This window comes from Rufibacter tibetensis, assembly GCF_001310085.1.
Taxonomy (GTDB): Bacteria; Bacteroidota; Bacteroidia; order Cytophagales; family Hymenobacteraceae; genus Nibribacter; species Nibribacter tibetensis.
In genome coordinates, this window is the sequence record NZ_CP012643.1 from 4,010,908 (window position 1) to 4,032,966 (window position 22,059).

19 protein-coding genes are annotated in these 22,059 nt (G+C 48.3%); 5 read left to right on the forward strand and 14 right to left on the reverse strand.

All coding sequences use genetic code 11. The annotated features are described in order from the left end of the window. Positions 1-31: 31 nt before the first annotated feature. From DC20_RS16320 to DC20_RS16335, 4 genes are read right to left on the reverse strand one after another with little or no spacing between them, the layout of a single operon-like run. Positions 32-2,506 (reverse strand): hypothetical protein, encoded by a 2,475-nt coding sequence (locus DC20_RS16320; RefSeq protein ID WP_157593194.1) that lies wholly within the window; start codon positions 2,504-2,506, stop codon positions 32-34. 13 nt (positions 2,507-2,519) lie between these two features. Continuing rightward, positions 2,520-3,662 carry a DUF4249 domain-containing protein gene (locus tag DC20_RS16325; RefSeq protein WP_062544806.1) on the reverse strand — a complete coding sequence of 381 codons (1,143 nt, stop codon included), beginning with the start codon at positions 3,660-3,662 and terminating at the stop codon, positions 2,520-2,522. Next, positions 3,662-6,454: a TonB-dependent receptor gene (locus tag DC20_RS16330; RefSeq protein WP_062546003.1), complete on the reverse strand. Its 2,793-nt coding sequence runs from the start codon at positions 6,452-6,454 to the stop codon at positions 3,662-3,664. The genes DC20_RS16325 and DC20_RS16330 overlap by 1 nt, the downstream gene beginning before the upstream one ends. 52 nt (positions 6,455-6,506) lie before the next feature. Then, complete coding sequence (locus tag DC20_RS16335; RefSeq protein ID WP_062544807.1) at positions 6,507-7,172, reverse strand: hypothetical protein; 666 nt, start codon at positions 7,170-7,172, stop codon at positions 6,507-6,509. A 506-nt stretch (positions 7,173-7,678) separates the two neighbouring features. On the opposite strand from DC20_RS16335, the gene DC20_RS16340 reads away from it, so the two are divergent. Both DC20_RS16340 and DC20_RS16345 read left to right on the forward strand, forming a co-directional pair. Further along, positions 7,679-8,077 carry an STAS/SEC14 domain-containing protein gene (locus DC20_RS16340; protein ID WP_062544808.1) on the forward strand — a complete coding sequence of 133 codons (399 nt, stop codon included), beginning with the start codon at positions 7,679-7,681 and terminating at the stop codon, positions 8,075-8,077. 131 nt (positions 8,078-8,208) lie between these two features. Next, a complete protein-coding gene (locus DC20_RS16345; RefSeq protein WP_062544809.1) occupies positions 8,209-8,793 on the forward strand; it encodes a DUF3109 family protein in 585 nt (194 codons plus the stop codon). A gap of 260 nt (positions 8,794-9,053) precedes the next feature. On the opposite strand, the gene accC is transcribed toward DC20_RS16345, so the two are convergent. The 9 genes from accC to DC20_RS16390 form a co-directional block, all read right to left on the reverse strand. Next, on the reverse strand, positions 9,054-10,397 hold the full coding sequence (gene accC / locus DC20_RS16350; RefSeq protein ID WP_062544810.1) for an acetyl-CoA carboxylase biotin carboxylase subunit: 1,344 nt from the start codon (positions 10,395-10,397) through the stop codon (positions 9,054-9,056). A gap of 111 nt (positions 10,398-10,508) precedes the next feature. Further along, positions 10,509-11,000: an acetyl-CoA carboxylase biotin carboxyl carrier protein gene (gene accB, locus DC20_RS16355; protein WP_062544811.1), complete on the reverse strand. Its 492-nt coding sequence runs from the start codon at positions 10,998-11,000 to the stop codon at positions 10,509-10,511. Between the two features lie 4 nt (positions 11,001-11,004). Beyond that, complete coding sequence (gene efp, locus DC20_RS16360; RefSeq protein ID WP_062544812.1) at positions 11,005-11,568, reverse strand: elongation factor P; 564 nt, start codon at positions 11,566-11,568, stop codon at positions 11,005-11,007. A gap of 123 nt (positions 11,569-11,691) precedes the next feature. Then, positions 11,692-12,690, reverse strand: coding sequence for a beta-ketoacyl-ACP synthase III (locus tag DC20_RS16365; RefSeq protein WP_062544813.1), 999 nt, complete (start codon positions 12,688-12,690; stop codon positions 11,692-11,694). Positions 12,691-12,727: 37 nt separating this feature from the next. Beyond that, positions 12,728-13,669 carry a phosphate acyltransferase PlsX gene (gene plsX / locus DC20_RS16370; RefSeq protein ID WP_062544814.1) on the reverse strand — a complete coding sequence of 314 codons (942 nt, stop codon included), beginning with the start codon at positions 13,667-13,669 and terminating at the stop codon, positions 12,728-12,730. Between the two features lie 64 nt (positions 13,670-13,733). Then, positions 13,734-13,928: a 50S ribosomal protein L32 gene (gene rpmF / locus DC20_RS16375; protein WP_062544815.1), complete on the reverse strand. Its 195-nt coding sequence runs from the start codon at positions 13,926-13,928 to the stop codon at positions 13,734-13,736. A gap of 32 nt (positions 13,929-13,960) precedes the next feature. Beyond that, complete coding sequence (locus DC20_RS16380; protein ID WP_062544816.1) at positions 13,961-14,515, reverse strand: YceD family protein; 555 nt, start codon at positions 14,513-14,515, stop codon at positions 13,961-13,963. Positions 14,516-14,829: 314 nt separating this feature from the next. Then, positions 14,830-15,837 (reverse strand): 4-hydroxythreonine-4-phosphate dehydrogenase PdxA, encoded by a 1,008-nt coding sequence (gene pdxA / locus DC20_RS16385; protein WP_062544817.1) that lies wholly within the window; start codon positions 15,835-15,837, stop codon positions 14,830-14,832. Between the two features lie 3 nt (positions 15,838-15,840). Continuing rightward, positions 15,841-17,277 (reverse strand): leucyl aminopeptidase family protein, encoded by a 1,437-nt coding sequence (locus DC20_RS16390; RefSeq protein ID WP_062544818.1) that lies wholly within the window; start codon positions 17,275-17,277, stop codon positions 15,841-15,843. Positions 17,278-17,332: 55 nt separating this feature from the next. Between DC20_RS16390 and rsmA the strand changes: the two genes are divergently transcribed. The 3 genes from rsmA to DC20_RS16405 are packed head-to-tail and all read left to right on the forward strand — an operon-like array spanning position 17,333 to position 20,466. Beyond that, positions 17,333-18,115, forward strand: coding sequence for a 16S rRNA (adenine(1518)-N(6)/adenine(1519)-N(6))-dimethyltransferase RsmA (gene rsmA, locus DC20_RS16395; protein WP_062546004.1), 783 nt, complete (start codon positions 17,333-17,335; stop codon positions 18,113-18,115). Continuing rightward, on the forward strand, positions 18,105-19,457 hold the full coding sequence (mgtE, locus tag DC20_RS16400) for a magnesium transporter (protein WP_062544819.1): 1,353 nt from the start codon (positions 18,105-18,107) through the stop codon (positions 19,455-19,457). The genes rsmA and mgtE overlap by 11 nt, the downstream gene beginning before the upstream one ends. A 43-nt stretch (positions 19,458-19,500) precedes the next feature. Beyond that, positions 19,501-20,466 carry an NAD(P)-dependent oxidoreductase gene (locus DC20_RS16405; protein ID WP_062544820.1) on the forward strand — a complete coding sequence of 322 codons (966 nt, stop codon included), beginning with the start codon at positions 19,501-19,503 and terminating at the stop codon, positions 20,464-20,466. An 88-nt stretch (positions 20,467-20,554) separates the two neighbouring features. Here the strand turns inward: DC20_RS16405 and DC20_RS16410 are convergent, their stop codons facing one another. Continuing rightward, positions 20,555-21,880, reverse strand: a complete 1,326-nt coding sequence (locus DC20_RS16410) for a type IX secretion system plug protein (RefSeq protein WP_062544821.1) — start codon at positions 21,878-21,880, stop codon at positions 20,555-20,557. Positions 21,881-22,059 lie beyond the last annotated feature (179 nt).

Below are 22,059 nucleotides of genomic sequence, written 5' to 3' on the forward strand. Positions count from 1 at the left end.
TTCACCGGCGGCAGTACTAAATCACCGAAGATTATAGTGGCTTTTTGACTTCAAAGGTGACCATCTTGCTGCCGGGAAGACCTTCTCTGGTGAGGCCCTGGATGAAGATGGTGTAAGTTCCGGCTTGGTCTGCTGTGTAAAATTGAGAGCTGGCTTTTCCGTTTTCACCGGTAATCAGGTTAGGAGACCAGTAAAGGAGGTTGCGCCAGTCGGGCAAGCGGCTGAGTTTTTGCTCGTCGGTGCTGTAGGTGGGGGCGTAAAACTCACGTTGCAACTGGAGCCCTTCGTATTCCTGTAGTAGTGCCCTTGTATCTAAAGGAAAGCCCGCCAGATCTCCTTTGTAGGTGGTATAGCTCACCACCCCATGTGACACCAGGGATCCGTTGTAGTACTTGCTCTCCATCACATCTAATCGCTCAATTTTCAAGGGGTCAAAGGCCATGATTTTGTTTGTGTCAAAGACCGGAACCCCGTCTAAGAGAACCAATGGGTCTTCCTCAAAGAAAATCCTGCGCGGATTATCCATCACTAGGAAGTGGAAATTTCCGCGGCGTTTTCGTACCATCACCCCGGGCACATACTCCCGCATGACTTCCTCCATCACCTTGAAGCGGGTAAAATCATCTAAAAAGTAATGTTTGCTGGGGTTGCCGTAGAACGGAAGGCTGTCTATACCAGGTGCCCGGTAGCGGTTCAGGTATTTTTCAAAGTAGATGTTTTGAGCCTGTACATCTAGGTGGCGGGCATAGATAGCGTCTTTGGAGGTGGAGTCTACATTAAGGGCTGAAAGTGGTCTGGCGGTGTATTTGGTTGAAAATGGATCTTCCAGTTGAAAATGGTAGGTGCTGTCTTTCAGGAAATTTGTTTGCACCACTACTTCCTTAGACCCAAAGAAATCCTTTACATCAAACAGCACCAAACCATTATCTGTGCTGACACTGCTGTAAAACCTGATATTCTTGCCCGGTGAGGAAAGATAGGTTCTGATTTTTCTAGCGGGTTCGCCCGTGGCCACGTTCGTTACTTTTCCTTTGATTAGGTGCCCTTGGTATTCGGGTAGAAAAGAGTAGGCCGGAGGCTGTGGACTGAGCACTTCGTCCCAGGTGAAGCGACTCCAGCCGTGAGTCAGCATTAGGTTGTCCAAGGCCTGTTCGGCTTGTGGGCCGGCTTGGGTAAAGTAGGAGGAGGGGTTCTCAACGGTTCCTTTCAGGTCAGAGGAAAGCCAGAGATACGCTTTTATGTCTGCAAGATTATGAGGGTTAAGACTATCCTGTTTGAAAACCGCTAAAGATAATTCTGCGGTAGTGGGGGTGCCTTTTTCTCGATGGGTGAGAACCTCCAGGGTTACCTGCTCGCGGGTGGCAAAGGAAGGCTTGCTAACCGCCAAATCAATTTCCAGCTGCTGTGTTGGGTACTTAAAGTAAAGGCGCTCAGCCACTGGTTTCAGTTGGCTGTTAAAAACCGTGAAATGGGTAATGCCGGTAGTCAGTGAATCTTTCACTACTGAAAAGGTTGCCAGTCCGTTAACTGGCTGAGCAGTAGCCGCTACAATGGCCGCATGGCGGGTATGCCCCAATAAGTAAAGGGAACCTTGCTGCTGATCTGAGGTGCGCGCTGTCAAAACCAATTCTCCTGGCTTTTTTTCTTCCAGGCCTAAAGTATATCCCTGCTCCTGAACAACCGGGAGCTTCTGGCGGACCACTTTCCCGTTAGGAAACCGGACCACCGCAGTGTAGTCGGTGGAGATAGTAGGAGTGAAGCTGAAATGGCCTATTCCTAACTTGGAAGGCAGAAAGGTGGCCACGGTTGTACCGCTTTGGTCCAACACCTCGCCCTGGAAATTGGCTCCTTTGCCTGTGTTGCTGTTAACCCCTTTAAAGGCTACTTTACTTGTAAAGCCTTTCACCAGATTCCCTCCTTCGGGAAAGAATTGAATGGCAAACGAGGCAGTATCTGTTACGGGAGGCAGGTTGAGCGGTTGAAAGGTATTGATGATGGTGATGGGCTGCTCAAAGTAATAGTCTGGGCTGAAGTTTTTCATCCAGTTGGTGTACGCCCGCACGGTGTAGTTACCGGCACTTAGCGATGTAGGCAACACAAATGACCCATTTCCGGTACCGTATTTCAAAGCCACTTTCCCTTGTACCACGGGCTTTTGCTCCGCATCCAGAACTTCTACATACGCCACTTTGCTTAGGTCAAAGGGTGTATGAAAAGTGCCCTCTACATTGTACACTTTAAACCACAGGATATCTCCGCTAACGTATGAGGGCCTATCCAGATGGAGAAAAACTTTTTCCTGAACCGATTTAATGCCATGTTCTTTGAAGTTAGTCAGTAGGTTCGGGAGGGAGGCAGTTTGTCCCAACACATCTCCAGCGGTTGACTGTAACAATGCCAGTCCCATCAGTATTCTTAAACTTAGCGCCCAAGACTTCTTCTGGAAGGAAGAAAAGGTACCCTTGGCAAAGCCACCTCGTTGATTTATTTCTATAAGTAATCTCATTTTGCCGTCTTAATTATTGCCAGTAAGCTGGTCTGACTTTGGTACCAAATACCCTGCAATCCACGCAGGACTTGGAAGCACCTGCATAACCTATCAATTCCCTGGTTTCTGAAATGATCATATCAATTGGAATGGCACCGCCGCTAGAAAAATAAGCAGCTTCTTCCCCAACTTTGACAGTATCAAAGGGGCAGAATTGGCTAGGGGGCCGGTATGAGGCGGGTAGCTCCTGGCGGGTCACAAAAATTCTTTTCTCTTCCACTGACGAGATGGTTACAAACCCAATGACTGGTTCTGTGGGTGAGGTAAGGCATTGAATGTTGCCGGTAAGCTGAGTTGGTAGAGGGTCAAATAAGGAACCTATGCTTTCGGTATTTTTTTTAAGGGCTTCCCAGTACTCATAAGACTCTTTGGTTTGGGCATACTGCTTTACCAGCAAGCTGTATTTCCGCTTCAGTTTCTCAGAATTGGCAGGAACCTTAACGATTGGGAAATTACTAACCACATCCTGGCTGAGCTTGACAGTGTTGCCCACCTGGATGGCGGAGGAAGTGTTGTGGCGCCAGCACAAGAAGATATCATTACCGGGCTCCCGATCCCGTATTTGTCCGTTTACATACTCAAGTACCGAAAAATAGAAAGCTGCGTATTCCCAAGTTTCTTCAAACTCCCAGCGGTAGTAGCGGGTATCATTTTCGTTGTCATGGGTATTGACATACAGTTGCAGGCCATCGTTCTCTGCGGTCCAGTTTAGCTTGTCAATGGCAGGGGTGATTCTGGGCTCTACGTAATCAGAGGCGTAGTCCTTACCACCAGTGCGAATCACCAACCGGTACTTCTTGGAAAGGGTGATGGGGAGCAATCTGTGGGTGTAGGTTCCTGGTTCGGTCTCCTGGAGATTGTATTTAGCGCCACTTTCCTCCTCTACAGTCACAGAAGCCCTTGTCTCCAGGGTAGGGCCGCTTGCATCGGTGAGGTTCTGGGTGTGCGATAGTTTGATGGTAGTAGGACCGTTGGAGTTGATGAAGCCACTCACTACCAAATAGTTGTTGTCTTGCTCTAATACTTCGGGAGTATAAGGTTCCTCACAAGCTGCCAAAGTAAAGAAAAAAAGCAGGGGGAGGATGTTTTTGAGGCAGTTTTTAGGAAAATGCATTAAAACTTAAAGTTATAGGTAACGGTAGGAATGGGCTGGCCAAAAATGGAAAGTTTATAGCCTTTGATTTGTCTGTTCTCAGACCTGAAATACACTGAGTAAGGATTCTTGCGGCCGGTGACGTTGTACACCGCCAATGTCCAGGAGCTGTGGGCAAGTTTCTTGACCTTGTGGTTGCCTTCAATGTTCATGGCGAAATCTACCCGGTAATAATTTGGTACCCGGTACTGGTTTCGGTCTGAGTAGAAGATGCGCTGCGTATTGCCGTCATAGTACTTGGCTATGGGTAGGGTGATGGGCCGTCCGGTGCTGTAGGTGAAGTTCAAAGAGGTACTAAACCGCTGGCTAAACCGGTAGTTACTTATCATGGTAAAGTCATGGGGTTTGTCAAAATTGCTGGGGTACCATTTGCCCTGGTTGATGATCTCAGACACCTGCGGGTTGTTCAGCCGGACCAAGGTGCGGGAATAGGTATAGGAAACCCATCCGTTGAGCTTGCCCGTCATTTTTTTAAGCATCATTTCAACACCGTAGGCTTTTCCTTCAGCATTGGCCACGTCGGTTTCAATATGGTGGTTCAGAATGATGTCGGCACCGTTCCGGTAGTCCAGGAAATCCTTCATCTTTTTGTAATAACCTTCCACCGATAGCTCCACCGTGTTTGCCCTGAAGTTCTGATAATACCCCAACGCGAACTGGTCACCCACCTGGGGCCGGATGTTGGCGTCGCTCAGTTTCCAGGTGTCTGTGGGCGACATGGTGGCCGTGTTGGAGAGCATGTGAATGTATTGGCGCATCCTGTTGAAGCTCGCCTTGATAGAGGTATGGTCGGTTAACCCTAACCTGGCCGAAACCCGGTATTCGGGACCATGATAGGTGGCGATGGCTTTACCGGAGCTATAGGAAACAGTGTCCAGGATGGTGCTCTCGTTTTTTGGAACGTTAGGGGCGTAGGTGTACGCCTCTCTTGGTCCTAAGGCATTGAACATAGAATACCGAAGGCCCAAGTAAACCGAAAAGCGGGGTGAAATGTCTATCTGATCAGAGACATAAAGGGCACTTTCCAGCGCTTTCTCTTTTTGCAACACGTCCCGCATTACCAGTGACTCGCTCCCAACCGGGGTCAGACTGCCAGGCGATACATTGTACAAAATAGAACTGGCCCCAAAATCTACAGTGTGTTTAGAGTTCAGGAAATAGTTGAAGTCTGCCTGCAGGTTAGCCTGATTCATGCTGAATGCCAGGTCTGCCGCGTTTACGGGGTTATTTTCAGAATTTACCCCATAACCGTAGCGGCTATAAGCGCCGGTTACCACGCTATACAATTGGTTGTGGAAGATGTGCTTCCACTTAACGCTGGCGTTTTGGTTTGAAAAATTGTAGAGGGAGTCTGAGCCTAACCTGAATTTGTCCTTGCTCAGGTAGCTAGACAGGTAAAGGGTGTTTTTGCTGTCAAATTCATGATTTATCTGGGCATTTAGGTCGTAAAAAGATGCGGAGCTCTTCTTGAATGATTCCTGGGGTAACTTCTTGAGGAGCCAGTTGGAGTACGTGCTACGGCCTGCCACCATGAAAGACGTTTTGTCTTTTATGATGGGCCCTTCCAAAGTTAGCCTGCTGGTTAAAAGACCAATGCCACCGGAGCCTGCTAGTTTCTTTTTGTTCCCGTCACGGGTGGTTATTTCCAAGACTGAGGAAAGCCGTCCGCCGTACCTGGCCGGAACATTGCTTTTATGCAGCTCCACTGATTTTATTATGTCTGGGTTGAAGGCCGAAAAGAAGCCAAACAGGTGAGAGGGGTTGTAAATAGTGGCATCATTGAAGAGAATCAGGTTCTGGTCTGTAGAGCCGCCCCGTACGTTCATGCCAGTGCTTCCCTCGCCTACAGATTTAACTCCGGGGAGCGTCAGCACTACTCTGAGAATATCAGTTTCACCAAAGGCGGTTGGTACCTGTTTGATGGTCCTGATGTCCAGGCGTTCCATCCCCATTTGCATGCCCGCTACGTTCCGGTCCTTTTCAGCCTCCACCAAAACTTCTTTCAAAGACCGCACATCTTCTTCAATCTCAATGTCCAGTTTCCCGTCTGCGTACAACCCAATCCGCCTGCGGGAGTTTTTGATCCCGATGCCCCTGATCAGCAACTCGCGCTCGCCCACCGGCAGAGTCAACGAGAAATAGCCATACTGATCAGAGGTGGTGGCCAGCAGGGGAGACTGGATATAAACCGTAGCCCCAATGATGGGCTCCCCTGATTTAGCATCCCGTAGGTGACCGGCCAGGTTCGCGTTTCCATTGGCATTGTCGCGTTTCGTGCCAATCAAGTAAAGCTTTGCCTCAGAGGTAGCTTTCTTCTTGTTTTGTTCCCCCGCAATATAAGGTGTGGCATCTGTGCTTTTCATCACCAAGGTTTGGTTCCCCGAGGATTTTTGCTCTCGGTTGAAAAATCCTTCCGGAAGGGTGGCCATGAATTCCTTGCCTTGGGTAATGAGCACATATCCCTGTTCCGTCATGGCGTATTTCAGGTTTGTTCCTTCTACTACCTGGTCCAATATTGACTTCAGTGGTTTCTGGGTAACCTGAATAGTTACTTTAAAGGAGTCTACAGCCGCGGGCTCATAATAGAAGCGGTACTTTGTTTTACTTTCTACTTCCCGTACAAAATCCTCAAAGGAAGCATCTTGCAGAGTTAAAGTAAGCAGAGGCTCGTTGACAGTTTGTGCTTTCCCTTGGGTTTTGCCAAAACATAGCAAAATCAAGAGAAGAAAAGCAATGCGGTAATAGTGGGCCATTTTGTGAAGGAAGAATTGGAGGATATTGGTAGTAAACAAAGCAGCAGATGCTTTATTTCAAAGTCTCATAATGGAGCACAAGGGCCAGAATAGAAGCTTCCCGCTGTTTTCTGAAGTTCAGTTTTTGGGCACGGGCGTATCTTTTCAACTCCCTCCTTTTGTCATTGAACACTTTGTAGACCGAGCTCTTGGATTTCACTTCTTTGTAGGTATTCCCACTCTGAAGGAAGAACTTGTCCTGTGGGCTGTATCTCTCTACATCTTTATTGTCTTCAATGACCCTTTCCTTCAACTTTATCCGTTTCACCAGCAGATTGGTGTTACCCGCCTTGAAGACATCATAGAAGCCTGTTTTAAGTGCATTTTCATTAGAGGAATCCTGGGCAACATGGCGCACAAACGTATGGCCGCGTAATTCAAAAGATGTTACTTTTTCATTGACCAGCTTTTGCAACAGGAAGCCATTCACCACTATGACTACCTCGTCTGTGACCATATCGTACAACATGGGTACTTCTTCATAATGGGCACCATCATAGTAGACCTTTCCCAGCGATTTCTCATCCTGAATAAAGAATTGGTGGCCATCCCGCGCAGGTCGTCGGTAGTCCACATACTCTGGTCCGTTGTATAGATGAGACTCCTGATTTATCCCTTGCTTATAGAGTTTGATCGGGTAACTGGCCAAGGCTTGATTTGCTTCTGCGCTTGGTTTCACTTGTGAAAAGGCCTCTGTTGTTGCTAATAAACATGAAGCAATCAGTAGTAATGATCTTATTTTAAATTTGTAGCACAACAGGCAAGTAGGGGAGACCTTCAAAATTTTACTTTTTAGAATATTATAAATCAATTATATATAAAAAATATTAAGTTTTTATGTTTTTCTTCAAATATATAGGAGGTACTGCTTTAGCTTATTGTAGCTCAGTAGATAAGGCACGAGAAGAGTAGAAACAGAAGTTTCTTATAATAAGAATAAATACACTATAACCAAAAACCGTCGATATGTTTGTCCTTTAAATAATGCAGAAAGCTAAACATATTAAATAATATATCTCTTATATTGCATAAAAGCTAGAAACAAACAGAGGTGTTACCTAGTACAAGTGAGTGTGATAACTGCAATGGCCTTTTAATTTGATCAGGCAAAACCATACCTTGTACAAAGGCCCTCTACTTTGACTTTCATCAGTTTTGCAGCAACTCAGACAGACAGATACCAAAATGATTTACTTTCAAAACGAATACATCATCATCACCTATGATGAAGAACCAAAACTGGTGCGCACCCAATGGAAGGGGTTTGCCAATAGTGAGGAATACCGGAGGATTCTGGGTATTTACCTTCAATTAGTTTCTGAAAAGCAGGTCATTAGATGGATCGGAGATAATACGAATGCCAAGGCCATAAGACCGGCAGATCAGGAATGGACAGCCAAGGAGTGGGCACCTCAGTTCTCTAAACAAGGAGATGTGAAGCGTATGGCCGTGATTGTGTCTACTGATATTTTCAACAAAATGGCCATTGAAAATATTTTGATGAAGAGTAGCGGCGGTGTAAGCTTTGACACGCACTTTTTTGACAATGAAGCAGCGGCAATGGATTGGGTGATGGGAGCCTAGCCATTTATTACCTTTTTTTTGAAAAGCAGCCCCTAAAAGGCTGCTTTTCATGTTTTAGATATTCTTATTCCTGCTTTTGCGGCCGAACTTAAATAGCGGTACTTTTGTCTTTCTGCTGTAAGAAATAGCTCATGATTGTACTTCAAAATACCGTTCTCTCAGATGACCTTAAAGACAAGTTCTTTGTCTGTAATTTGGAGAAATGCAAAGGTGCCTGCTGTGTGGAAGGTGATCTTGGCGCCCCTCTTGACAAAGATGAATTGCCCCTTTTAGCTGAAGCTTATGAACACGTTAAGCCCTACATGTCTGCTGAGGGCATTAAGGCCGTTGATGAGCAAGGTTTGTACGTAGAAGACTTTGAGGGCGATTACAGCACTCCTACCATTGGAGACCGCGAGTGTGCCTATGCCATATATGACGAAAACTTCACCCTGAAGTGTGCCATTGAGCAGGCTTACTTAGATGGAAAGATCTCCTGGAAGAAACCTATCTCTTGCCACTTATACCCCATCCGGATTACCAAGTACGATGGCTTTGAGGCCTTGAACTATGACCGCTGGGAAATCTGCAATCCGGCTTGTTCTTTTGGGCAGGAGCTGGGTGTGGCAGTTTATAAATTCCTGCGTGAACCATTGATCCGCAGATACGGAGAGCAATGGTTCCAGGAACTGGATGAGATGGTGGCGAAAGAATCAGTAACTAAACCTGTCGTGTAATTTATACCTATTTAGGTAAGTATCGCCTGCTTTGAGGATGTTTTCATGGAAACAGCCTTGAAGCAGGCGATACTTTTTTAACCCCTATTGAATTTCAAGGAGTCTTATGTGCTACACTATGCTTGCCTCTTCATATTAGAGGCTATCATAGGAACATAAGGTAGAATTGATCCTAAAGGGGAGGGACAAGCTTTGGGAATTGCCTCTAAACAGAAAAAGCAACCATTAAGGTTGCTTTTTCTGTTTAGAGGCAATTTTGGCTATAACTGCGTGAAATCGTAGCTGTCTAAGTAGCTGGTTGTGAAGTTTCCGGATTTGAATCCTTCATCATCCATCATGGCCAAGTGGAAAGGAATAGTAGTTTTTACACCTTCAATCACAAACTCACTTAACGCACGCTTCATTTTAACAAGAGCTTCTTCCCGTGTCTGGGCACTCACAATCAACTTCGCGATCATAGAGTCATAGTTAGCCGGAATAGTGTAACCTGCATATACGTGGGTGTCTACGCGTACACCGTGTCCACCAGGGATGTGTAATACGTTGATCTTACCCGGGCTAGGACGGAAGTTAGCTTTAGGGTCCTCCGCGTTGATACGGCACTCAATGGCGTGCATCTGCGGATAGTAGTTCTTTCCAGAAATAGGAATGCCCGCGGCTACCTTAATTTGCTCTTTGATTAAGTCATAATTTACTACTTCTTCAGTAATGGGGTGCTCCACCTGAATACGGGTGTTCATCTCCATGAAGTAGAAATCTTTGTGCTTGTCTACCAGGAACTCAATGGTACCCACGCCTTCATACTTGATGGCTGCGGCTCCGGCAATGGCTGCCTGGCCCATGCGCTCACGCAAGTCATCATCAATGAAAGGAGAAGGGGTTTCCTCGATTAGTTTTTGGTGACGGCGCTGGATGCTGCAGTCCCGTTCAGAAAGGTGGCACACTTTGCCGTATTGGTCGCCCACAATCTGGATTTCAATGTGGCGGGGTTCCTCCACAAATTTCTCCAGGTACATGCCGTCGTTCCCGAAAGCAGCTTTCGCTTCCTGGCGGGCATCGTTCCAGGCTTTGTCAAACTCATCAGCTGATTTGATGATGCGCATGCCGCGTCCACCACCACCAGCCGTGGCTTTGATGATGACCGGATACTTGATCTTGGACGCCAGTTTCTTGCCCTGCTCGGCAGAAGACAACAAGCCTTCTGAACCAGGAATGGTAGGCACGCCGGCTCTCTTCATGTACTCCTTTGCCGAGGACTTGTCTCCCATGGAGTTGATCATCTCAGGCGAGGCACCTATGAACTTGATACCGTTTTCGGCACAGATTCTGGAAAACTCGGCGTTTTCAGAAAGGAAACCATAGCCAGGGTGAATGGCATCGGCGTTGGTGATTTCCGCAGCGGCAATCAGGTTTGGAATGTTGAGGTAGGAAAGTGCGCTGGAGGCTGGGCCAATACAAACCGCTTCATCGGCGAAGCGCACGTGCAAGCTTTCTTTGTCAGCAGTAGAGTAAACCGCTACCGTTTTAATTCCCATCTCTTTGCACGTCCGGATTACCCTTAGCGCAATTTCGCCACGGTTGGCAATTAGTATTTTTTTGAACATGTTTTCAGATTAGATGACTTGAAGATTTGTTTATTTGAAAATCATAAGGAGAAAATGGAGATACACTTATGCATCTCCATTCTCAAATTTTCTCATTCGCAAATATTCAAATTAGCTTGGGTCTACCAAGAACAACGGCTGGTCGTATTCTACCGGTGAGGAGTTGTCTACCAACACTTTCACAATTCTGCCAGATACTTCAGACTCAATCTCATTGAATAGCTTCATGGCCTCAATGATACAGATCACCTGACCTTGTTTCACCTCGTCGCCTACGTTTACAAACGCCGGAGACTCTGGGTTGGCAGAGCGGTACAAAGTACCAATCATTGGAGCTTTAATGGTGATGTATTTGCTGGTATCATCAGCGGCTGGTTGAGGAGCAGCTGGAGCGGCCGGGGCAGCAGGAGCCTGAGACAGGGCAGGGGCAGCTTGAGGTAACGCCGGTGGCGCTGCTGCAGGAGCTGGCTCAGATACATACTTCACCTTTTGGCTTGCCTCGCGCTGTACAGAGATCTTAAACTCTTCAGTCTCAATGTCAACTTTGTTCAGGCCTGATTTCGCGATGAAATCAATTAGTTCTTGGATTTCCTTTGCTTTCATAGTTCTATTTTACTCGTTCGGCGTAGGTATAGGTACGCGTGTCTACCTTTATTTTTTCGTCTTGCCCAATAAAGAGCGGCACAGAGATAGTGGCTCCGGTCTCTACGGTGGCTGGTTTGGAGGCGTTGGTGGCAGTATCTCCTTTAATGCCTGGCTCTGTATACGTAATGGTCAGTTCCACATACGTAGGAAGTTCAGCAGTTAACGGAGTTTCTGTTTCAGCATGGAACAGGATAGTCACTTCCTGGCCTTCTTTCATTAAGTCAGCAAACGGCACAAGTCTCTCCTCCAGGGTCACCTGCTCAAAAGAGTTCATGTCCATGAAGTTGTAGCCGTAGTCGTCTTTGAATATGAATTGGTGCGGACGCTGTTCTACACGGGCCGTGGTAACTTTCACTCCGGCGGTGAAGGTGTTGTCCACCACTTTGCCGGTTTTGATGTTCTTCAGTTTGGTGCGAACGAAAGCGGGGCCTTTACCAGGTTTCACGTGCTGAAACTCAGTAATGATCCATAAGTCGCCGTTGAATTCGATGCAAAGCCCGTTGCGAAAATCAGCGGTAGTTGCCATAGTTTGTCTTGTGTTTCGGTTTAAAATGCCTGCGGGTTTTTCCCGATTGGACATAAAAAAATTCGGCCAAAGATAGCCGAATTTTTTGATCTATTTTATAAAAGAAACTTAAATACGAGGGGATTACTTTGGATCATATGCCCATTTCAAATAAATGGATCCCCAGGTAAAACCACCGCCAAAAGCAGCTAAAACCACGTTATCGCCTTTTTTCAACTGGTTCTCAAATTCCCAGAGGCACAATGGAATGGTACCACTGGTTGTATTGCCATATTTCTGGATGTTGATCATGACTTTTTCAGGACCTACGCCCATGCGGTTGGCGGTAGCGTCAATGATGCGCTTGTTGGCCTGGTGAGGCACTAACCAGGCAATGTCATCAGCAGTAAGGTTATTCCGCTCCATGATCTCGGCAGATACATCGGCCATGCCTTTCACTGCAAACTTGAAGACCTGCTGGCCTTCCTGGAATGCGAAGTGCTCCCGGCGGTCAAGGGTTTCCTGCGTGGCCGGACGGCGGCTACCGCCCGCTTTCTGGTGCAGGAAGGGAACACCAGACCCATCTGATTTCAGGATGCTGTCTTGCACCCCTAAACCTTCTGTGTTGGGCTCCAGCATCACCGCCCCACCACCATCTCCGAAGATGATACAGGTAGCGCGGTCTGTATAGTCAACAATGGCAGACATCTTATCTGCACCCACTATGATGATTTTCTTGTATTTGCCAGTCTCAATAAACTGAGCACCCGTTGCCAGTGCAAACAGGAAGCCAGAGCAGGCGGCCTGCAAGTCATAACCAAATGCGTTAACACAGCCAGTCTCCGCAGTGATGATGTTGGCTGTAGCCGGGAATACCAGGTCTGGGGTAGTGGTAGCGCAAATGAGCATGTCTACTTCCGCAGGGTCTGTGTTTGTCTTTTTGAGGAGGTCCAGTACGGCCGGAATGGCAATAGCCGAGGTGCCTTGGTCTTCGCCCTTCAGTATGCGTCTTTCTTTGATTCCCGTGCGGCTAACGATCCATTCATCGTTGGTGTCCACCATAGTTTCCAACTCATGGTTGGTCATCACATATTCCGGGGCATATCCGCTCACACCGGTGATCGCGGCGGTTATCTTACTCATATTGTTCTGAAGGGTTGTCTGGTGAAGGGGCGCACAACTAGGCGCTAAAATAATTTCTGAATTTCTCTGAGATATGCGCAATTGCCATTTTGTTAGCCAAATGCAACATATTACAGATAGCGGTTGGGCTGGAAACACCGTGTCCAATGACTGCATTTCCATTCACCCCAAGAATCGGGCTTCCGCCTACCGCTTCATAATTGAAACGATCAAAGAAAGGATCGGAGATTTTCTTTTCGCAGAGAATGTCATAGATAGACTCTGCCAGTTTAAGGATTACGTTTCCAGTGAAGCCGTCACACACAATGACATCGGCCTTGTCGTTGAACAGGTCGCGTCCTTCAATGTTCCCGATGAAGTGAATGGATTTGTTTTCTTTAAGGAGTTTGTAGGTAGGCTGGGTGACCATGGTGCCTTTGCCTTCTTCCTCGCCCAGGTTCATAAGGCCCACACGGGGCTTCTTGATGTCAAAGATATGCTGTGCGTAGATAGAACCAATTTCACCAAACTGCTCCAGAATCTCAGGTTTGCAGTCGGCTATGGCACCTACGTCCAACATAATGCCGTAACCGCCGGAAAGCTTAGGGATAAAGCTGGCCAAGGCTGGCCGAAGAATTCCCTCTACCTGTTTCACGCTAAAAACAGCGCCTACCAGCATAGCCCCGGTATTACCGGCGCTGCAAAAGGCATCTACTTTTTTGGAGGCCAGCATGCCGTACCCTACCGCAATGCTGGAATCTGGTTTCTGGGTGAGGGCTTTAGTAGGATGTTCACCCATCCCAATCACTTGAGATGCGTGAACAACCTTTACTCTGGAACCTTTGTAGTCGTGCTTATGCAGGAGGGAATGGATTCTGTCTTCATCTCCTATCAGGATAATCTCAACATCATCCGTCAAAATCTCAGCCGCCATTAGTGCGCCTTCTACAACTGCGTCGGGGGCGAAATCGCCGCCCATTGCATCCAGAGCTATTTTCATGTAAAGCGTGTTTCGTAAATTATCCTACAAGTAACTAAAATAAAGCCTGAACTGGCAAGCTTTATTAGGCAACAGAGGTATAATTTTTGATAGCCACTTTACCGTTGTGGTATAAATCTCCGTCTACCACGTATGCTCTGTGGTACTGGTGCACCTCTCCGGTGTTAGGGCAGATAGAAATCGCTTTAGGAGTGATTTTGTCGTGCGTTCTTCTCTTATCTCTTCTGGTTTTGGAGATTTTTCGCTTAGGATGTGCCATCTCAGGTAATTATTACAAAATTGGTTAGAAACTTATTTTAACTTTTTAAGGGCGGCGAAGCGGGGGTCAATAGGACCATCTTCATCATCGTCGTCCTCGTCTTCCTCTCCATCGGAGCCGGTAGAGTAAATCAAAAGGCCTTCTGCCTCTGGGTCGTCCTCTCTTTCTTTGTCTTCTTCAATAAACCGGGGCGCCAGCTTTTTCATGGGCACTGCCAAGCCAATGTAGTCATACAGGTGCTGGGCAATGTTGATGTACTGGGTTTCCGGTACTATCTGCAGCACGTTCACGTCAAGTTCCAGGTCTTCCTGGCCATAGCGAACGAGCAACGTCTGTTCTACTTCCAAAGGATTCTCAAATTCCTCTAAGCTTCTATCGCAGATCAGGCGAACCGTTCCTTTGATATGAAAGTCGAACTGCAAAAGAAGCTCCGACTTGTTCAGCACTACCTCAGCCTTCAAGTTGCCACCCAGGATCAGATCCTGGTCAAACAACTCAAAGAAGTGGTCATCCAATTCAAACTCGTAGCTGTGGCTTTTGTTGCCAAGCTTCACAAGATTGATATCGTATTTTTTAATCTCCTTCACGTTGCCTCTTTTTTTGCAAGTCGCAAAATTAGCAAGAATATCTGTATTATAAAATACAAATGCCTTTTTTGCGATGGTTAATAAATTGCCGTTTTCGGCTTGTCCCGGATAAAACAGCCAAAAATCAGGAGTGGTTCATTGTTAGGAAGGTGCCAAGAATTAAATGCCAGCCAGTTCTTGTATAATCTTTACAGGGTCTGCCTTAATTTTATAAAGCTAGGTTTTTTATCTTGGAATGCTGAAGAAATGAAAAAGCGTTTGGAGGCTTTTTTGAAAATAAACCTCCAAACGCTTTTTGCAACAAGGCAAAGACCCTACGCCTCCGCTCTGGCTCTTAGTATATCAACGGCTGCAAACAACGCTTCTCTGAACGAGGTCTCATCTGCCTTATTTTGCCCGGCAATGTCATAGGCGGTACCGTGGTCAGGGGAGGTGCGCACAATGGGCAGACCCGCTGTGAAGTTAACCCCACGTTCAAAGGCAAGCGTTTTAAACGGTATCAATCCTTGGTCATGGTACAAGGCCAGGGTAGCATCAAACTTTTGGTAACTGCGGGTGCCAAAGAAACCATCTGCGGGGAAAGGTCCGAAGATCAGGTTGCCTTTGTTCTTGAACTGCTCTATGACCGGGGTAACAATATCTGTTTCCTCGGTTCCCAGTAATCCGTTTTCACCGGCGTGTGGGTTTAAGCCTAGCACCGCAATCTTTGGTTTCTGTATGCCGAAGTCTTTGCGCAAAGAATTCTCAAGAATGGTGAGCTTTCTGATGAGCAGTTCCGGGGTGAGCCGGGAAGCCACCTCTTTCAAAGGGATGTGCCCGGTCACGGTAGCTACCCTTAGCCCATCAGCCACCAGAAACATCAAACTCTCTGGCGCATTAAAGTGGGTAGTAAAGAACTCAGTATGGCCAGGGAACTGGAACCCTTCGCCCTGGGTGTTGTCTTTGTCAATAGGCGCGGTTACTACCGCCTGTATATGGCCATCCTTCAAATCCTGGGCAGCACGCAGCAGGGCGGCACGAGCCAAGGCCCCCGTGGTGGGGGAAGGAATGCCAGGGGTAAACTCTACCTCTTCCTCCAGGCAATTAAGCACGTTCACCTTTTTAGGGTGCACCTGATCAAACGTCTGTATTTGTTGAAAGCTGAAATTATCTAAAGACAGCAGCTTGCGGTACTTGTTCACCGCTGAGGCCGTGCCATAGATAATAGGGGTACAGTAGTGCAGCACTCTGTTGTCAGCAAGAGTTTTCAGGGCTACTTCTGGTCCAATGCCAGCAATGTCTCCTATGGTAATCCCTATGCGGGGTTTGGTTTTTTGCTCCATTGATTAAGCAGTGGCTTGTGAAGAAAGGAAATGGTACAGCAACCGGACGCTGCTACCCGTGGCATGTTTGCCGCGGTAGGAGTCTGGGCTAAGTAAATAAGCTGTACCGGCTATGTCCAAGTGAATCCAAGGGTAATTGGTGAAGAACTCCAGGAACTTGCCTGCCGAGATTGCCCCCGCTTCGGCACCGCCGATGTTCTTGAGATCGGCGATGTCTGATTTCAGGTGCTCCTGGTACTCCTCCCACAGCGGGAACTCTACCAGACGCTCGTGCGCCATTTCACCGGCCAGCTTAAGGTCTGTTTTGGTCAAATCATCGGCAGTCCCCATCATCACAATGCCTTCACGCCCTACGGCTCTGGCGGCAGCTCCTGTTAAGGTAGCAATGTCAATGACCAGGCTTGGATTGTAGCGTTTTGCGAAATGCAGGGCATCAGCCAGGATCAAGCGACCTTCGGCATCGGTGTTCAAAACCTCTACGGTGTGGCCGCTGTGCATGGTGATTACATCGCCGGGGGCGAATCCTTTGCCGCTGATCAGGTTATCTGTAGCCGGGATCAACCCGATCACATAAAGAGGCACCTTGTTTTTAGCCAAGGCAGAAAGGGTTCCGGCCACTGCTGCCGCGCCTGACATGTCTGATTTCATGTAATCCATGGAGTTAGGCGTCGGCTTCAGGCTTAAGCCGCCGGTGTCATAGACCACACCTTTGCCTACCAGAATGATAGGTTGGGCATTGGTGGCGTTCTCGGGCTTCCACTCCAGAATATTGAACGTGGCAGACTCATCAGAAGCCTGGTTTACGCTCAGGAGTCCGCCCATTTTCAAAGATTGGATCTGCACCTGGTCCAGCACTTCTACCTGCACACCTGATTCGTTCAGCATCTCCTGAATCTGCTCGCTCAGCATAGTGGCGGTTTGCATGTTAGGAGGGGTGTTGATGAGGTCGCGGGTGTTGTAGACCGCTTCCAGCAGATTTGAAAGCTCCTTCACCTGGGTTTGGGAAACTCCAATGCCGGTGATGGTCACAGACTTCAAAATAGGAGGGGTAGCTTTCTCCGTTTTATAGCGTTGAAACGAGTAGTTGCTCAATACTAGGCCTTCGGCTACATATAGCGCCGCTTCGCCATCTGCCCCATCCAATAACACAATGCTATCCACCTTATCTGCCACCAAACGCTGGTGCAGGGCATGACCTGCTTTGCGAAGGGCCTCCTGGGTATGGGTCTCTTTGGATTTTGGATCGGTGAGCACCAGGTACAGCTGATGGGTGAATCTATTGATGGCGACCAGTGTGCTCTTCAGCGACAGCTGGCGGCTGATGTATTCCTGTTCATCTTGGGAGAAAAGCTCCTCGGGGAGGTGCTCGTGGCCCGGAACTAAGACAGCGGTGCTGGTATTAGCCGGTAATGTTGCGGCGTAGGTCAGTTCTGTGCGCATAAGATGTGTATCTTTGAGCTGCAATATAGCCTTAACAAACGGAAACCGAAAACCAGTGAAGCCCGTCCAGCCCAAGAAACACCTAGGTCAGCATTTCCTCACCGACCTAAACATCGCCCAGAACATAGTGGAGGCGCTGCGCCTGCCCAATGGTGTGCAGGAGGTGTTGGAAGTAGGGCCTGGCATGGGCGTGCTCACCCAATATTTGATCCAGCACCCCGAGTACAAAACAACCATTGTAGACATTGACCGCGACTCTATCGCGTGGCTGAACGAACATTTTCCGCAACTGGAGGGCCGGGTGCTTCTAGCCGATTTTCTCAAAACAGACCTGAAAACGTTGTTCTCGGGTCCGTTTGCCGTCATCGGAAATTTCCCATACAACATTTCCAGCCAAATCTTCTTCAAGGTGCTGGACCACCGCGACCAGGTGCCTGAGGTGGTGGGCATGATTCAGAAAGAAGTAGCGGAGCGGATTGCGGCTCCGCACGGCTCCAAAACCTACGGCATCATGAGTGTGCTGTTGCAGGCTTTCTATACCATTGAGTACCTGTTCACGGTGCACGAGCACGTGTTCAACCCGCCGCCTAAGGTGAAAAGCGCGGTGGTGCGGCTCACCCGCAACGAGGTGGCGCACCTGCCCTGCGACGAGAAGCTGTTTTTTAAAGTAGTGAAAACTAGTTTTGCCACCCGCCGGAAAACGTTGCGTAATTGCCTAAAGCCATTCAATCTGCCTACCGAAGTTGCCCAAGACACTTTGTTTGACAAACGCGCCGAGCAGCTTTCCGTGACTGATTTCATCAACCTTACTCTACTGATCCAGCAGCATGCAGTCTGAAATCACCCGTGAGTTTATTGACCAGATAGAGGACGCCATTGAGCGTCGCGATGCCGAGTTCATTCTCTCCAACATGGAGGAAATGTACGCTGTAGACATCACCACCGTCTTGTACGAGCTCAATACTGAGCAAAGCAAGTACGTGATGGACGTGCTTCCGGCAGATGTTTGCGCGGAGATCCTCAGTGACCTGGACTCAGATGTACGCACCAATTTCCTGAAGAACTTCACCATAGAGGAGATTGCCCGCTACATAGGCGAGATGGACTCTGATGACGCCGTGGATTTGCTCAACGAGCAGCCCGTGCAGCGCAAAGAAGAGATCATCGCCTTGCTGGAAGACCAGGAACAAGTAGCTGACATTGTGGAACTCCTCCACTATGACGAAGACTGCGCCGGTGGTCTGATGGCCAAGGAGTTGATCAAGGTGAACATCAACTGGCGGGTAGGGCAGTGCATTGATGAGATCAGGCGGCAGGCCGAGGAAGTGGAGAAAGTCTACGCTGTGTACGTGGTAGACGACCGCGATAAACTCCTGGGTCGCTTAAGTATGAAAACCCTGATTCTTTGCGGCGACGAGACTCCCATCAACAAGGTATATGATGCCGATGTGATCTCCATTGAGTCGTACAAAGATGAGCAGGAAGTGGCCGCCGTCATGCAGAAGTATGACCTGGAAGCTATTCCGGTGGTGAACATACAAGGTCGTTTGCTGGGCCGCATTACCATTGATGACGTCATTGATGTGATCCAGGAGCAGGCGGAGTTAAGCCGCCAGTTGATGACCGGTATCACTGAAAGCATAGAAGAAGACGACAGCGTTTTCCGGCTTTCGCGCGCCCGCTTGCCCTGGCTCATGGTGGGTATGGTAGGCGGTTTGCTGGGAGCCCGATTCATAGGACTGTTTGAAGGAGACATCGCCATTATTCCGGCTCTGGCTATGTTTACGCCTCTTATCACTGCCACCGGGGGAAACGTGGGCATCCAGTCTTCTTCTATCATCATTCAGACACTGGCCAACAAAACCATCGTGTTTGATAATTTCGCTTCCCGTATCATTAAGGTGTTAATGGTAGCGGTGATCAATGGCTTGGTGATGTCTGGGTTGGTACTTGGCTTTAATGTGTTGTTGGGCGTACAGTTAACCTTGTCTATAGTGGTGGCCGTGGCTTTGTTCAGTGTGGTGTTGCTGGCTTCTTTTATGGGAACGGTTACGCCCATGATTTTAGATAAGTATGGGGTGAACCCTGCAGTAGCCGCCGGTCCCTTTATTACTACCGCCAATGACTTGCTGGGACTGGCAGTTTATTTTATGGTTGCCCACGCACTTTTGAACCTCTAATTATAGAATAATTTCTACAAATCAGCTCCGAAACATATTAGCTATGTCCCTCTCTACTGCTTCTCCCTTCCGCTGCCTCATCATAGACCTCATGCATGAAAGCCTGTTGCCCATGCTAGAGAACTTGGGGGTAGAGGTAATGTACCTGCCCCAAATCAAAAAAGAAGAGGTGCCCGCGTTTCTCCCAGATTATCAGATGCTGGTGGTGCGCAGCAAAATGCGAATTACCGCTGATTTACTTAAATCTGCCCCTAAACTGGAGGTGCTTGCCCGCGCCGGAGCTGGTGTAGATAACATAGACGATGGCGTTTTAGAAGCCAGGAACATTACCTTGATCAACGCACCTGAAGGCAACCGAGATGCCGTAGGAGAGCACACGCTGGGGATGCTCTTAACCTTGTTCCGGAAAATCAACCAAGGTGACCGTCAAATCAGGGAGGGGCAATGGCTGCGGGAGGATAACCGCGGTGAGGAGATAAGAGGAAAGACCGTTGGCTTAATTGGGTACGGCCACATGGGCAAGGCTTTCGCCAAGCGCCTCATGGGTTTTGACTGCGAAGTGCTGGCGTATGACAAGCAACCAGTGGAGAATCCCTTCGCCCACGTTAGACTTGCTTCCCTGGAAGAACTTCAGCAGAAGGCCCAGGTGCTGAGTCTGCACATTCCTTATAACAAAGAAAACCACCATTTCATTAATGCCCGGGTTCTTTCTGGGTTCCAACATCCGCTTTGGGTCTTGAATACAGCCCGTGGCGAAGTGTTGGACCATGCCGCGTTGGTAGATGCCATGAGCACAGGGAAGGTGAGGGGAGCCGCCTTGGACGTGTTAGAAAACGAAAAGCTTAAAACGTTAACGCAGGAGCAGCAGGAGCGGCTTACGTTCTTGATGGACCACCCTCGCGTGGTGTTAACCCCTCACATTGCCGGCTGGACACAGGAGTCTTACGTCCGCATTAATGAGGTGCTGGTAAATAAATTGAAGGCTCATTTAAGCCAAAAACACAGTTAACTTCTTTTGTTTGTTTTTTTGAAAATAGACCAATATCGTAATACAATCAAAAAGCCTCTCTTATATAAAGAGAGGCTTTTTGATTGTATTACCGTTGAGGGTTGAAGGTGATGGTGGAATACCCAATGATCAGGTCTGCTCGGGAGCCTGGTGGACGATAATACACCAGCACATCATACACGTTCTCCGTTTCAAAGTGGCTTCCTTCAAAATACCGGGCATCTGCCTGGCCGTTGGCACCTTTCAAGGCGAAGTAGTAATTGTAATACCCTTGTTTAAGAAGGGCAGAGCCGGTGTACACTTGGTTTTCCGCGTCGTATGTCATCCGGAGGGGTTCCTGCAATTGCCAGTCGGTTAATCCCCCAAAAATATAAACCGGACCGGGAGCTGGTTCGGGAGCCTGCAATTGGAAGAAGACCTGCTGGTAATCGGCATTGAGAGGAGCGTTGCCGTACTCGCGGCTCCCGAAGATGAACTTGCCGTTTGCATCTGGTTGGGTGCTGTAGGCGGCACCGGCGCGGCTTCTGCCCGGAACAGCAAACACGCGGTCTGGGTTGGTGGAGTTATCGCGGCGTTCTACGCCAATACCGCTGTAACGCTCACTGCGGGTGTCCAGAGGCCGGAATTCGCTTAAGCCTAGGAACGCCTGCTCTGGTTCAAACAACTGGTATTCTAATCGGCGCTGGGCTTCTTGTATAAAGGTGGGACGGGTAAAATATTTGGCATTGTCCCAGCGGTGATTTTGACGCAGTACCACCTTTATCTCCTGTGCCGGGTTCACCAGCGGGTACTGCGGATAGAAGATGTTGAAATCCATTTGTTGGCGCTCGTACCGGTCTCCTGCACCGGACGTTGCCACAGGTCTGAGCCCAACGCTTACCTGGTCTTCGAACACCGAGAACCGCCTACTTAATAATAGGTTACCGCCTTCTTCAGAGACTTCCATTACGTAGTTTCCGCTGAGTTTCACCCGGGGCAACTGGAAACGATAATGCCAGTAAGGCACTTTGGTACCTGCTGACGGTTCCACTTCAAGGATATAGAATTCATTGTAGTCCTGCACAAACTGGAGAGGCTGCAGTTGGGACGGTTGCCAGTCGGCATTGCAATGGTACAGTTTAACGACTGCGCGGGCCCTGGGTGCGGTCATGCGGTCAAACTCCAGCATCAGGGGGGCACTTTGGTCAATAGATACTATGGGCGGAGCTAGCACATCGCCCAGGTTATTGCTGCGGGAATAGAACTGCACCGAACGTACGTCTGCTGAGTAGACGGCATCTGCATATTTTACTGACCCAGTGCCTGTAGCGCCAGTTCCCGATCCGGTTGATTCAACCGGTACACATCCTGTTAAGGAGGTTGAAGCTAAAGCGATAACTAGGATTGCCTGTTTCCAGTGGATGGTTCTTATCATGTAGTGAGGTTTCTTGTCTTAGAGGTCATACTGAGCAGAAGGGGATTTGTTCAGTAGTGGAAAGTGTTGTTTGAGTTTAAGATGAAACGTTTGCTGTACCTTAGGCTAGGCCTAATCAAAATGCAACGCCTGGATCTTCCGACTCCTGCTCTAAATTAGTCTTTTAGCGGAAGATTCCA

Excerpts from the sequence above, each read along its gene's own strand:
- DC20_RS16320 (WP_157593194.1), bottom strand. The coding sequence starts at position 2,506 with ATGAGATTACTTATAGAAATAAATCAACGAGGTGGCTTTGCCAAGGGT.
- DC20_RS16325 (WP_062544806.1), bottom strand. The coding sequence starts at position 3,662 with ATGCATTTTCCTAAAAACTGCCTCAAAAACATCCTCCCCCTGCTTTTT.
- DC20_RS16330 (WP_062546003.1), bottom strand. The coding sequence starts at position 6,454 with ATGGCCCACTATTACCGCATTGCTTTTCTTCTCTTGATTTTGCTATGT.
- DC20_RS16340 (WP_062544808.1), top strand. The coding sequence starts at position 7,679 with ATGATTTACTTTCAAAACGAATACATCATCATCACCTATGATGAAGAA.
- DC20_RS16345 (WP_062544809.1), top strand. The coding sequence starts at position 8,209 with ATGATTGTACTTCAAAATACCGTTCTCTCAGATGACCTTAAAGACAAG.
- accC (WP_062544810.1), bottom strand. The coding sequence starts at position 10,397 with ATGTTCAAAAAAATACTAATTGCCAACCGTGGCGAAATTGCGCTAAGG.
- accB (WP_062544811.1), bottom strand. The coding sequence starts at position 11,000 with ATGAAAGCAAAGGAAATCCAAGAACTAATTGATTTCATCGCGAAATCA.
- efp (WP_062544812.1), bottom strand. The coding sequence starts at position 11,568 with ATGGCAACTACCGCTGATTTTCGCAACGGGCTTTGCATCGAATTCAAC.
- DC20_RS16365 (WP_062544813.1), bottom strand. The coding sequence starts at position 12,690 with ATGAGTAAGATAACCGCCGCGATCACCGGTGTGAGCGGATATGCCCCG.
- plsX (WP_062544814.1), bottom strand. The coding sequence starts at position 13,669 with ATGAAAATAGCTCTGGATGCAATGGGCGGCGATTTCGCCCCCGACGCA.
- rpmF (WP_062544815.1), bottom strand. The coding sequence starts at position 13,928 with ATGGCACATCCTAAGCGAAAAATCTCCAAAACCAGAAGAGATAAGAGA.
- pdxA (WP_062544817.1), bottom strand. The coding sequence starts at position 15,837 with ATGGAGCAAAAAACCAAACCCCGCATAGGGATTACCATAGGAGACATT.
- DC20_RS16390 (WP_062544818.1), bottom strand. The coding sequence starts at position 17,277 with ATGCGCACAGAACTGACCTACGCCGCAACATTACCGGCTAATACCAGC.
- mgtE (WP_062544819.1), top strand. The coding sequence starts at position 18,105 with ATGCAGTCTGAAATCACCCGTGAGTTTATTGACCAGATAGAGGACGCC.
- DC20_RS16405 (WP_062544820.1), top strand. The coding sequence starts at position 19,501 with ATGTCCCTCTCTACTGCTTCTCCCTTCCGCTGCCTCATCATAGACCTC.
- DC20_RS16410 (WP_062544821.1), bottom strand. The coding sequence starts at position 21,880 with ATGATAAGAACCATCCACTGGAAACAGGCAATCCTAGTTATCGCTTTA.